General features: G+C 65.0%; 9 protein-coding genes and 1 tRNA gene. 8 read left to right on the top strand and 2 right to left on the bottom strand.

The window, feature by feature from the left end; all coding sequences use genetic code 11:
* Positions 1–84 precede the first annotated feature (84 nt).
* From D7D94_RS04690 to D7D94_RS04675, 4 genes are all read left to right on the top strand, one after another.
* A tRNA-Gln gene (locus D7D94_RS04690) sits at positions 85–156 on the top strand.
* 196 nt (positions 157–352) lie between these two features.
* Positions 353–547 carry a helix-turn-helix domain-containing protein gene (locus tag D7D94_RS04685; protein ID WP_156241529.1) on the top strand — a complete coding sequence of 65 codons (195 nt, stop codon included), beginning with the start codon at positions 353–355 and terminating at the stop codon, positions 545–547.
* Positions 540–1,757 (top strand): tyrosine-type recombinase/integrase, encoded by a 1,218-nt coding sequence (locus tag D7D94_RS04680; protein WP_156241528.1) that lies wholly within the window; start codon positions 540–542, stop codon positions 1,755–1,757. The genes D7D94_RS04685 and D7D94_RS04680 overlap by 8 nt, the downstream gene beginning before the upstream one ends.
* An 852-nt stretch (positions 1,758–2,609) precedes the next feature.
* Positions 2,610–4,994, top strand: coding sequence for a hypothetical protein (locus tag D7D94_RS04675; RefSeq protein WP_156241527.1), 2,385 nt, complete (start codon positions 2,610–2,612; stop codon positions 4,992–4,994).
* Between the two features lie 145 nt (positions 4,995–5,139).
* On the opposite strand, the gene D7D94_RS04670 is transcribed toward D7D94_RS04675, so the two are convergent.
* Positions 5,140–6,090 (bottom strand): OmpA family protein, encoded by a 951-nt coding sequence (locus D7D94_RS04670; RefSeq protein ID WP_173024237.1) that lies wholly within the window; start codon positions 6,088–6,090, stop codon positions 5,140–5,142.
* Positions 6,091–7,472: 1,382 nt separating this feature from the next.
* Entirely contained in the window at positions 7,473–8,183 is a 711-nt protein-coding gene (locus tag D7D94_RS04665; RefSeq protein ID WP_173024236.1) for a helix-turn-helix transcriptional regulator, read from the bottom strand.
* A gap of 243 nt (positions 8,184–8,426) precedes the next feature.
* Here D7D94_RS04665 and D7D94_RS04660 point away from each other — a divergent pair, with 243 nt between their 5' ends.
* The 4 genes from D7D94_RS04660 to D7D94_RS04645 are packed head-to-tail and all read left to right on the top strand — an operon-like array spanning position 8,427 to position 11,626.
* On the top strand, positions 8,427–8,822 hold the full coding sequence (locus tag D7D94_RS04660; protein ID WP_156241524.1) for a hypothetical protein: 396 nt from the start codon (positions 8,427–8,429) through the stop codon (positions 8,820–8,822).
* Positions 8,823–8,846: 24 nt separating this feature from the next.
* Positions 8,847–10,385 (top strand): phage tail sheath family protein, encoded by a 1,539-nt coding sequence (locus D7D94_RS04655; protein WP_156241523.1) that lies wholly within the window; start codon positions 8,847–8,849, stop codon positions 10,383–10,385.
* A 2-nt stretch (positions 10,386–10,387) separates the two neighbouring features.
* On the top strand, positions 10,388–10,909 hold the full coding sequence (locus D7D94_RS04650) for a phage tail protein (protein ID WP_156241522.1): 522 nt from the start codon (positions 10,388–10,390) through the stop codon (positions 10,907–10,909).
* Positions 10,910–10,918: 9 nt separating this feature from the next.
* Positions 10,919–11,626: a T4 family baseplate hub assembly chaperone gene (locus tag D7D94_RS04645; protein ID WP_156241521.1), complete on the top strand. Its 708-nt coding sequence runs from the start codon at positions 10,919–10,921 to the stop codon at positions 11,624–11,626.
* The last annotated feature ends 283 nt before the right edge of the window (positions 11,627–11,909 follow it).

Here is an 11,909-nt window from a genome sequence, read left to right as displayed (position 1 = left end):
ACGCCAGGCGTCCCGAGCGGGTTTGGACCCCGGGCCCGGTTCGGGTAATGTAGTCCCTCGGCACGGGTTAGCCCGAAAGCCTCTTGGGGTATGGTGTAATTGGCAACACGGCTGATTCTGGTTCAGTTGTTCTTGGTTCGAGTCCAGGTACCCCAGCAGTACAATCGCCCGGAACTCCGCGGGAGATAAGTCCTCCTCCAGCCTCGTTCTGAGGGGGGTTTCGGGGTCAATCACGAGATTGATCACGAGAAACCCCTCCGAGCATGGCGTTCGTCGTCGACGGTACCGGCAGGTACGGGTGAGCCCAGTCGATTACGGGTCGTCCATGGTGCGGTGCGCGCACCTTCTGGGTATGAGCGACATCTCACCGGTGGTTCCGGACTTCCTGACCCAGCACCAGGTGGCGGAGAAGCTACAGGTGCCCGAGCGCACGCTCGAGGACTGGCGGCTGCATCACGTAGGGCCGCCGTTCTCGAAGCTCGGCAGGCACGTCCGCTACGCGGATGTAGACGTCGCGGAGTGGACTCGGGCGCATCGACATGGCTAGGCCGCAGATCCTTCCCGGCGAGACCGGGAAGATCACCACGAAACCCCTCCCCGGTGGCAACTTCCAGGCAAGGGCGCGCACCCGTGATGACACCGGCGCGCTGCGCGATCTGTGGGCGACCGCCGCCACCGAGAAGGCCGCGATCGCGGAGATCAAACGCCAGGCCGCGCAGACGGGCACCGGCGGCGTGGCGGGCTTGTCGCCATCCAGCACGATCGCCGACGCGGTTCCGCTGTGGCTTGCACAGGTGGAAGCGCGGGCGAACGCGGGGAGCCTGACATTCTCGACGTACGAGTCCTACGAGACGACGGCGCGGATGATCCTGATCCCGGCCTGCGGGGGAGTGCGATTCGATCAGCTCACCGTAGGCAGGTGCGACCGGATCCTGCAACGCATCCTTGAAGAGCAGACCGTGTCAAAGGCCCGTAGGGCCCGCGCGGTGATGAGCCTCCTGTGCGGGTACGCCGTGCGTGACGAAGCACTGACCCGCAACCCGGTCCGCGACGTGCAACGACTGCCCACACCGGAGAAAAAGACGTCCGCGCTCACCGCCGCACAGGTCAACGCCATCCGAGACCTCATGACGAAGTGGCGATCTACCCGCAACGCCGGGCCGCGACCGAACTACCGGGCACTGATCGACGGCATGGACATCATGCTGGGCACCTCTGCCCGCGTCGGTGAGCTCCTCGGGTTGCGCAGATGCGATGTGGACATGACGGCCGACCCTCCGGTGGTGTTGGTGGACGGGACGATCGTTTCCACGAGGTCGCAGGGCCTTCACCGCAAGAAGGCTCCCAAACGTGCTCGTCAACGGCGAAGCATCGCGCTACCTGCTATGGCTGCCGCCGCCGTCAGACGGCGGCTGGCATTGGCGGGGCCGGGAGAGGAGGCATACCTGTTTCCTACGAAGACCGGCCGGCCGATGAGCGTGAGCAACTATGAACGCCTGCTGCGCACCTTCGTCGACGACAACCACACCGACTTGGTCAGACTCCACGTTGACGTCGACGAGTACACAACCCACCTGTACCGGCGCACCGTCGCCACCCTGGTAGAACGCGCCGCCGGCATCACACTCGCTTCACGCCTGCTCGGACACGCGAACGAACAGATCACGCGCGCAAGCTACGTCGTCTCGGCCGTCGAAGTCGACCCCATCACCACCGAGATCCTCGACGAGATCCTCGGACACGAATCTACTTTGTGAGAGCCTTCTTCGTGGACCGCGCGGCCGGGCGCGTGACCGCGATCGCGTTTGTGGGGGCGGCCCACGGAGTCGGGGCAGCGGCGAGTCTAAGTCCAGGCGCGTCGCCGGGTCGATAAGGCCCTGTGTCATGTACGCGCGAACCCTGCCACTCGCATCGTCGACGATGGCGGTACTCTCTGAGTTCGTGATGGCCGTGGCGCCAGAAACTTTCAGAGCCGGGATGTTGTTCGCAGACATCGTCGAACGATTTCTCGTTGTGTAGCCCACCGCTTTCCATCCGTCTTCCCGCGCCGGGAGCGATCCGCGAAGGGCCTCCCGGCCCCTAACGCGTTCGGGAGCCTCTCAACGGCACAGGGAACGTGGAGGCGCCTGCAACCGCGGGGCGTAGTCGCGCCAACTTGACCGGTGAAACCGGTAACGAACGATGCTTCAAGATCTAGCGCAGACGGAGTCTCGGTGGGACCATCTGCGTAGCGAGGAACTCCAGGCGAACCCGCAAAGAAGAAGCGACCCAAGGCCCTCACCGACCTCGGACCCGCAGCGCAATCCGGTCACGCGTGAATCGTTCCTCAAACAAACGACCCAGTTGGCGGTGCGGACATGGTGAATGTCGTTTCTCCGAAGGACCTAGCTGCAGCCGTTGACGGCGCCACCTACGAGCCCAGTCCCCTCGAATCCTGTGAGAAGACCCTGACTCCGGACCGCGGCAGCCACTACATCAGGTTTACTCAGGTCACCTTGTTCAGTGAGTCGAAGAGTGGCCGCGCTGATAGGTATCTCATTCTCCGACGCTCGGCTACTTCTTCCCTTTCCCGTCGCAGGCTCGCTGGGGCAGAGGGCGGAATTGCCGCAGTGGGAGAGACGACGCCGCCTTCGGCGGAGCCAGCCGTTACTGCCGAAGTTCTCGAAGCAACTCCCGAGGCGGTTGAAGTCATGGCGCCCCCCGAGGAGGCACCTCTGCCGATGGAACCACCTACCCAATCTGTCCGCTCGATGGAGGCTCCCCCAAGTCACAAAGCGAAGGAGCGCAACGCAGACCGAGCGAAGCAGCGAGCCGAGTTCGCCAAAGAGTTCGCACGTCGCTGGCTTAAACAGTTTCCCGAAATCGAGGATGGAAGCGACAGAGCGGTCATTGCTCGTCGGGTGAGGCGTACTCTCTCATCTTCCCAATGGAAATCTGGCGCATTTGGGGCTGACAGATTGATCTCGAGCCGCCAGGTCGAATCCCTCTCGGATGACGATCTGCTCGACCTATATGAGCTCGCCCGCCCGAAGATGGTTGACGCACTTGCCCGTACCGCTGCGCAGAGCATTGTCGCCTCGATGGGCGCTCCGATGTCCCTACGCCCGTTGGCTTCAGGGTTGGTTGACGCCGCCGGCCTGGCCGATGCGGTCGCAGGCGTGGCATTCCCGACTGCGTTCCAGGCCCTGAACACTCCTCATCCGCGTGTCGCAATGTGCACGAATTACGTGCAAGCATGGACGCCGGTCGGGTATACCCGAGGCGAGCTCATCGGCAGCCTTAGTCTTGCACCAGGCGAACGATTGACGGTTGAAATCCACAGTTGGGATAAGACAACGACGCACTCGGAGTCAGAGATCGCGTTGGAGTCGGAGGTACGCTCGTCGGAAAAGCACACGCAACGGGATTCGCTAACAGTCGTTCAGGAGTACGCCTCAAACAACAACACGGAGGTTAAGGCCGGAGGGACTATTCCGATCCCGAAATTCCCGATCTCGCTCGGCGTCGAGAACACGAGTGAGGCGAAGTCTCGAATGCAGAAGACCGCGGAAGACATTCGTGACGACGTAGTCGAGGCGTCCTCAGTTCTGAAAATCAACCGCAAACTTAAGATCGAATCGTCCCGAGATATCGGCCGTGAAGAGAAGCAAATTCGGGTCATAGAGAACACCAACCGCTGTCACACGCTCAACTGTCACTACTTCGAAATCTATGCGAACTACATGGTGCGCACCGCTCCTAGCTCGGTGCAGCCATGTGTCCTCATTAGATATCCCCGTATCCGATTCACGGCGGACGCCGTGCTGTGTCACGAAGGAACACTGCGCCAGTCTCTCCTGGACCGAGTCTTCTTGGCTGGCTTCGCTGCGGCGCGCGCCCTCAGGATCTTTCAAGAGGAGGAAGCTGTGGAAGCGCATCGTCGCGCGGAGCGACTTGATCTTACCGGGGCGCAGTTGGGACCACATGCGCAGGTCATCGCTGACGCATACGGCGCATTGCGCGGCGCCGTAGCTGCTATGGATGCCGCCATCGAGGACTATGGGTACGGCAACGAATGGGTTGTCAGGTCGAAGCTCACGGCGTTGCAGATTGAACACATCTGGACGTGGTTCCGGCTTCCGCAGACGTTCAGGCTAGCTTTCGACCGGTTCGCCGACGATATTGCTTCCGGGCGGAACCCGGCGGAGGCTATACGTGCATTGTTGGCAGTGGTGCCGGCGGCAGTGCCTCCGCGCGCGTACTCTCCCGCGTACGACGAACTTAACAACCGTCTGGGCAGCTTTGAGCCCGAGGCTCCATCCGACGCAGAGATCCCTGATCCAGTGGGATGGAGGAACTTGACGCCCATTGAGGACATCGATGACGCGGGGTTGCGTATAGCGATGCGTGACGCCTCTCTCGCCCTGCGAACCCTTCCGGTAGTGGACTTCGCCGAGATAGCCGCGCCGGCGGCGGTCGACGTTGCGGAGGCGACTGTGGACTTCCAAAGGCTAGCCTGTCACCTCGAAGCGAACTGGATGCATTACAACCAGGCGATCTGGGCGAAGGAGTCCTTCGAGCAACGCATCGATCGCTTGAACGCGGTGGGTTTGTCCGCGGTAGTCGAGAACCGGATCATTGGATTTCAGGGTCAGGACGTCGCCTTCCCGCTCGCAGATCTGACGGCCGTGCCTGAGGTCGAGCTTCAGAAACTGGTCGCTGACCTCGAGACGGATATCGCGAACTTTCAGTCGGTCCCCGTCCTGATCTCTGTGCCGTCATCTGGACAGGTGCTTGAGGCCACTGTCGGCGAATGCGATGCCTGTGAAGACTACGTGCATCGAAGCCGCAAAATCGACCTGCGTCTCCAAGGAGCCTCAGCCAGGCAGGCGGAGGCGGAGGCGGATCGTCTCGAGGCGCGCCTCCAGTCCAACCTGTTCGACGATCCATCATCACCGCAGACCCCAGCCATCACCGTGAATCTCCGCACGGTGCCGCCGGACTCGAACGGGTAGAGATCGAGCAACACAAGCCTTGGACCAGATGAGCAAGCGTGTCGAGTGTGACGATCGGCGGTAGCGATGCGTCCACACCTACGGGTCGTCGATTCATCGTGCCGCGCTCCGCCTGCTCGGAAGGAATCGCCGCCGAAGGCACTGACTATCCGACCAAATTCCAACTGCCGGTGACCGTCACACGGCGGTTCAATGCGCGACCCGCACGCGTGCGGTTTGAAGCGATGGGACGCGACTCCCCGTATCCGATGACTCGATAGTCCTTTGCGCCCTCTGCCTTCCGCTCGAGTAGCCATCGCTTCACAGAGGCCGCGCGTCGCAGCGAAAGGTCGCGGTTGTACGCGCTTGTGCCAGTCAAGTCAGTATGGCCTTCGATAGTGACGGCGTATTTGCGCCGATTGTTCAGGAGGTCGAGCAAGTATAGTAACTCTGGTTCAGCCTCCCTCCGAACCGCGGACTTGTCAAAATCGAAAAGCGTGTCACCTGGCAATCGGATCGATGGTCCTTCCTTTGCCGCAATCTGCATGTACCGGAATGGTTCGGGAAGGGGATCGTCGCGGTTGAGCGGTGGCATCATCCGTGGAACGGCTGGCGTCCCGTATATTGACCCGCTGTCGAGAACTTGCATACGGCCGTGCACGACGCTTCCGCCGGGCAGGAGCGCAAACCCCCAATCCCCGAAAGCCACGTACGCGACTTGGTCTCCGAAGTAGGGCGGTCCGTCCCACAGAGTGAGGTACGACCGCGTATATCCTCCTATGAGCCCGAGGGTGGCCGTGGTAAATCGAAAGGACATGCCATTGAAGTCCGCAAAACGCAGGGGTTTCGGCGCCTCGAATTGTTCGTAGGACACATCCACGGAGACGCTTCGAGTGGGCAACTCGACCGTGTGGCTTCCGATCTTGCCGATGGGCAAGCCCACGGTAAGCCCTAGTCCGTAAGCGGTGGCGTCCCTCGCGACCCATGCCTCCTGATTCAGGAGGCTGAAGAGGGCGCCACCCGCCCAAAGCTTGTCGAGCTTGTATTTCGATACCGGCATCGGAAGATTCGCGCCCGCGAGCGCACCGATTGCCCACCGGGTGGCGGTCTGAGCCATCCTGTCCGCTTGCATCTGTCTGGCGCGGAATGGCGCGGTCGACGTGCCCCGAGCATGCGCGGATACTCCGCGCTGGTCTTGCATCGCATTTGCATCTATCGACTCACTCATGGTGCAGAACGATCCATGCCGTTTCTGGCCGGAAGCTTCGGCTCCGTCGATCGAACATTCGAGTCGATGGCAGCGCGGCAATGGCTTCCGAAGCCCGCGTGGTTGCCCGTCGCGCCGCGCGCGAGGGGGATGTCAAAGGGGAGGTTTATCCCGCGTCTGCGCGCGGGTGGTCCCACTCGCACCGGCAAGCTCACGCGTCGCCTATTTGGGAACGGCCGGGCGCGCGGTGGATACTTGGAACTCGGGGGCATAGCAGCCGCTGCATCTGCCGAGGAGATTGGCCCGTCGGGCATCGTGACCTCCCAGTCGACGCAGCCAGATCGGCGCGCCATTCCCGTTCATTCGGTTCCTGCGTTGCAGAGTCGCCCGCGGTGCGAAAGTCTCGCGTCTGCAGTGATAGGCGCGATCATCGCACCTGAACTGAGCCCTCGCCAGTGGGTCTGAGGTCGACGGCCGGCCTTGACTCGGATCCCTGGGGCGTGATGGCGGTCCGGCATTTAGATCGTCAAGACGCGAGAGTTGTCATCCCATCACTTCGAGGGGCTCGGCCCGGTCTCCAGATCGCAATTCCGCCGCCGCGGCTCGGCTCGACCATCTCCCGGTCCTTCGCGCTGGTCAGCCCGTCGGCTGTGCCACAGCCGACGTCGCCTGCGTCATAAATCACTGCCGTCACGACTCGCTGACCTCGAGGTGCGTACTGTCGCGGCGACAGGCTCTCGCGCTGGGCAACGTCCGGCGCGCGACTCCGGAAGTCCGGCGACCTGGGTCCCGGCCTTTCCCCCTATCCCATGAACGGCTCAGAGCACCTCCATGTCGTCCTGCAGGATGCTCTGGCGTGGCGGAGGTCGGAAGACTTCGACGGCGTCCTCCTGACGATCGGCGCCCCGCGAAGATCGCACGAGCGGAGATCGTCGGGACAACACAAGCCAGCTCGGCCCTCTGGTCAGCCGACCTCTCCAGGTCCTCGAGGCCCATCCCCTTCGAACTCGACGACCACAGGTCCGCCTTCCTTCCCATGAGCAGGAGCTCTGCACGCTCCACCTCGGTGCGCGAGACTGACGAACGCAGCTGCTTCCGAGCGCTGTTCATGATCGTGGTGGCAGTCGACTGGCACCGTCACATATCAGCGCGCGTGCTCGAAACGAGTAGGACGCTACACGTCCTAGGAAGGAACTGACTCTGCCCACTCCAGCGTCGCGTTCAGCGCGCAGGCGTGCCGTTCCGGGGGTTCTGAGCCGTGGCGTCCCTCGCCCCGCAAGCTCAATCGAAGGTCAGCGGGCCGCGGCGGGTCGACCCAGGACGCCGGTCGCGTGCGCGACGCGCACCGCGCTCACGCGGTCGCAGACGCCGAGCTTGCGGTAGACGTGCTCGAGATGCTTCTCGACGGTGCGGGGTGCGCACTGCAGCTGCGACGCGATAGCGAACGCGGTGCAGCCTCGGGCGACGAGCGCCAAGACGGCGAGCTCGCGATCGCTCAGCGCCGACGTAGGGCCGGCTGACGGGACCTCGCGAAGCAGCTCCACTTGCGTCCGAAGGGCGCGGAAGAGCGGTGCGATGCGCGTCGCGACCTCGAGGTCCTCGTCGCTGAAGTCCTCGCCCCGACAGCGGCACAGGACCACGGCAGCTCCATCTCTCTCGGACGCGGACAGCGGGATGGCAAGCTGACGCGCCAGGCCGTGCGCGCTCATGAGTTCGCTGACCTCGCCCGAGCGTGACGTGAGGCAGACCGCTTTCGGCACCCGATCCATCGTCTGTGGAGTGATCGTCCGAGTGAGTCGGTACCACCGCAGGAGCGGATGATGCTGCAGCAGTTCGGAGTTGGCGGCATCCGCGATCGTCAACCCCGCTTCGGCGAGCGTGCGGCCGCCGAACGTCGCACCCGGACGCGCGACAGCGGCGAACTCGGCGCGACCCTCTGGGGTCCGCCAGGTTCGAGATGCGGCATCCGCGGCGAAGGTCTCGACGAGGGCGTGGCCGATCACGCCTAGCGGAAAATCCCGGATCGGCTCGGAAAGGATGTCCGCGAGAACGTCGATCCAGCCGGCGACTCGCGCAGCGGCCCCCACCATGGCGCCCAAGATACTCGCCGCCGCGGCCGGCGCCGATGCGTAGTTCTGCGTATTCGGGTTACGGAGTCGACCCCGTCGCGCTCATCATGACCTGTGCGCCCCACCCCATGCGGTGGACGTCTTCGGGACACGAGGCGACGAGGGGAGTCGGCTGTCATGGCGTGGACTGCGAGCTGGTACTTCGAGTTGGCCGTAGTGGGAGGACAGAAGCTCAGCGCGCGCGGCGAGGAGCGGTCCGAGGTCTTCGTCGCCTTCAATGGGGAGATCGCCAAGGCGAGCGTGAAATCGGTCGACCTCCTGCCCGACCCGGCGACGGGCAAGGTGAGGCTTCTGGTCTTGAAACCGTCCACGACCAGCGACAAGGTGACATTCTCCTTCGCCGATCCGGCGGATTCGACGACCAAGGTCTTCGATCTCAAGACGCCTGTCGTCCTGATCGGCGCCAGCGCCGTCGAACTGCTTCCGGCGTCGCCGGCCAAGCTGTGGCTGAAGAACGCCGGAAGCGAGGCCGTCGTCGTCGAGATCCTCATCGGCCGCGACCCGGCGCCGTGATCTGCAGGAACGGAAGGATGACCCATGCCTGTCTCCGTCAGCTACCCGGGCGTCTACATCCAGGAGATCGATTCCGGCGTCCGCAGCATCGCGGGCGTTCCCACGTCCATCACCGCCTTCGTCGGCAGGGCTCGGCGCGGGCCCGTCGACGAACCGGTGCTCATTCACGGGCTCGGCGAGTTCACGCGTCGATTCGGCGGGCTGTGGGCTGAGGCGCCCCTCGGGCATGCCGTCGCGCAGTACTACCAGAATGGCGGCGTGGATGCCGTCATCGTGCGCGCCTACGACCCCCCGCCTACCGGTGACGGGGCGTCGTCGGTCACGTTGCCCGCGTCGGGTGCGAGTGCCCTCACGCTGCGCGCCGCGAATCCGGGAAAGTGGGGTGATCGGCTCGTCGTCACGGTCAAGCACGACGACGCAGACTCGACGGTGTTCCACCTGACGATCGAGGAGCTCGCCCCGGGACCGCTCGTCCCGACCCGGCCCGCCGTCGTCGCGAGCGAGCGATTCGTGCGTTTGTCACACATCGCGGGAAGCCCGCGATTCGTCTCAGACGTCCTCGCGGCGCAGTCGCGACTCGTTCGGGTGACGGCACCGCCGTCCGGGCGGGTGGACGAGGCCACGGACGAACAGCTCCAGGGCGGCAGCGACGGCGACGCCCTGACGGTCAGCAGCATCGCAGACCGGACTGCACTCGAGGACGCCAAGCGCGGGCTCTGGGCGCTGGAGAAGACGGACCTGTTCAACCTGCTCGTCATCCCGCCGCTCGCTCCCGATGTGTTCCCCGACAAGACCACGTGGGACACGGCAGCCGCCTACGCGCATGACCGCCGAGCGATACTGCTCGTCGACCCGGATCCGGGCTGGACGGAAGCGAACTCGATCGACGCGGCCGCGGTCGCGGCGCATGCGGCGCCGAGCGAGAACGCGGCGCTGTACTTCCCCCGCATCGACTTCGCGGACCCCCTGCAGGAGAACCGTCCGCGTCCGTTCCCTCCCGCGGGAGCGGTGGCGGGGGTCATCGCGCGCATCGACGGAGAGCGCGGGCTCTGGAAGTCTCCGGCGGGACAGGAGGCCACGGTCGCCGGTGCGGGCAGGCTAGGCGTGCATCTCACCGATCGCGAGAACGGCGTGCTCAACCCGCGAGCCGTCAACTGCCTGCGCAGCTTCCCTGCGACGGGAGCCGTCGTCTGGGGGGCGCGCACGCTGCGCGGTGCCGACGCTCTCGCGGATCAGTGGAAGTACCTCTCAGTGCGTCGAACAGCGCTCTACATCGAGGAGAGCCTGTACCGAGGTACGCAGTGGGTCGTGTTCGAGCCGAACGACGAGCCGCTGTGGTCGCAGATCCGGCTGAGCGTGGGTGCGTTCATGAACGGGCTCTTCAGGCAGGGAGCGTTCCAAGGCACGACTCCCGCCCAGGCCTACTACGTGAAGTGCGACCGCGACAGCAATCCGCAGGAGGACATCGACCGTGGGATCGTCAACATCTTCGTCGGGTTCGCACCCCTCAAACCCGCCGAGTTCGTCATCGTCAGCATCCAGCAGATCCGACCGGCGGAGTGACCATGGTCAGCTTCAGCGTGAACGCGAACCGCTTCGACCCGTATAAGAACTTCAAGTTCCGGGTGAAGTGGGACGGCAAGTACGTCGCGGGCGTCAGCAAGGTCAGTGCGCTCAAGCGCACGACGGAAGTCGTCTCGCACCGCCACGGCGGCGACCCGAGCAGCAGTCGTCGCTCTCCTGGTCGGACGGAGTTCGAAGCCGTCACTCTCGAGCGCGGGGTGACACACGACACCGAGTTCGAGAGGTGGGCGAACAAGGTTTGGAACTTCGGGTCCGGCCTCGGCGCGGAGGTGTCGCTGAAGGACTTCCGCAAGGACATCATCCTCGAGGTGTACAATGAGGCGGGACAACTCGCGATCGCGTACAAGGTCTTCCGCTGCTGGGTCTCGGAGTTCCAACCGGTCGGCGAGCTGGATGCCAATGCGAACGCCGTGCTCATCGCGACCCTCAAGCTCGAGAACGAGGGCTGGGAACGGGACTATGACGTCCCAGAGCCCACCGAGCCGAGCTTCACCGAGCCCTAGCCGACACCCATGCTCACCGCGACCGAGGGTGAACTGCTCGCCGTTCTCGCGCGCGGCGCGCGCCTCGCGCCCGCCGCGCGCGCGGCCCTGCTCGCGCAAGCTGCAGGTGGCCAGGATGTCGACCGTCTGCCACTCGGCGAGCGCGATCGGCTCATCATCCGCCTCCGCGAGGCGGTGCTGGGGCGGGTCGTCGTCGCCCAGGACGTCTGTCCGCACTGCGGGCAGACAATGGAGTTCTCCCTCGACACCGGCGAGTTGTCAGCGCCCACGGCATCGGAGCCCGAACCGATTCGCGTCGACGGCTACACGGTGCGCCTCCGCGTCCCGACGGGGGAGGACGTCGCGTCGGCAGCCGCCTCGGAGCGGCCTCACGACGCCCTCCTCGAGCGCGCGGTGCTCGAGGCGTCACGGAACGGCGTCGTCTTCGCACCCGCCGACCTCCCCGTCGCCGTCCAAGAGGCGCTGAACGAGCGGATCGCCGCGGTCGATCCGCTGGCCGAGATCTCCCTGGATCTCACATGCCTGGACTGCGCGGGACAGTGGGCCGGCCTCTTCGACCCGCTGGAGTTCGTCTGGCAGGAGCTGACCGAGTGGGGTCGCGAACTGCTCCACACGGTCCACATCCTCGCGCGTGCATACGGGTGGACCGAGCCCGACGTCCTCGCCCTGCCTCCCCTGCGGCGCAGGGCCTACGTGAAGCTGGCGCTCGATGGCTGATCTCCTGGACCGGCTCATCGCCCGCGCCTCCGGCCGTGCGGCCGCGGCGCGCCCGGTCCGCGTGGTCACCGACGCGCTGTTCACCGGCGGTGGGCGCACACCGGCGGAAGCGCCCGTGTTCGACGAGCCGCCCGCACCCGCGGCGTCGTCTGCAGCGGATGCCTCCCCGCGCGATCCAACGGATGTGGCGCCGGCCGCCTCCGTGCAGCTGCCTGCGGCGCTCGGTCCGCGCGCCCCATCCCCGCGCACGACGCCCGGCACGCCGACCGCGGGGCCTCCGCCG

Source organism: Microbacterium oryzae (assembly GCF_009735645.1).
Taxonomy (GTDB): Bacteria; Actinomycetota; Actinomycetes; order Actinomycetales; family Microbacteriaceae; genus Microbacterium; species Microbacterium oryzae.
This window is presented reverse-complemented; position numbering and strand designations above follow the sequence as displayed.

What these genes read in the sequence shown, in the direction of transcription:
- D7D94_RS04685 (WP_156241529.1), top strand. Translation starts at nt 353, where the DNA reads ATGAGCGACATCTCACCGGTGGTTCCGGACTTCCTGACCCAGCACCAG.
- D7D94_RS04680 (WP_156241528.1), top strand. Translation starts at nt 540, where the DNA reads ATGGCTAGGCCGCAGATCCTTCCCGGCGAGACCGGGAAGATCACCACG.
- D7D94_RS04670 (WP_173024237.1), bottom strand. Translation starts at nt 6,090, where the DNA reads ATGGCTCAGACCGCCACCCGGTGGGCAATCGGTGCGCTCGCGGGCGCG.
- D7D94_RS04660 (WP_156241524.1), top strand. Translation starts at nt 8,427, where the DNA reads ATGGCGTGGACTGCGAGCTGGTACTTCGAGTTGGCCGTAGTGGGAGGA.
- D7D94_RS04655 (WP_156241523.1), top strand. Translation starts at nt 8,847, where the DNA reads ATGCCTGTCTCCGTCAGCTACCCGGGCGTCTACATCCAGGAGATCGAT.
- D7D94_RS04650 (WP_156241522.1), top strand. Translation starts at nt 10,388, where the DNA reads ATGGTCAGCTTCAGCGTGAACGCGAACCGCTTCGACCCGTATAAGAAC.
- D7D94_RS04645 (WP_156241521.1), top strand. Translation starts at nt 10,919, where the DNA reads ATGCTCACCGCGACCGAGGGTGAACTGCTCGCCGTTCTCGCGCGCGGC.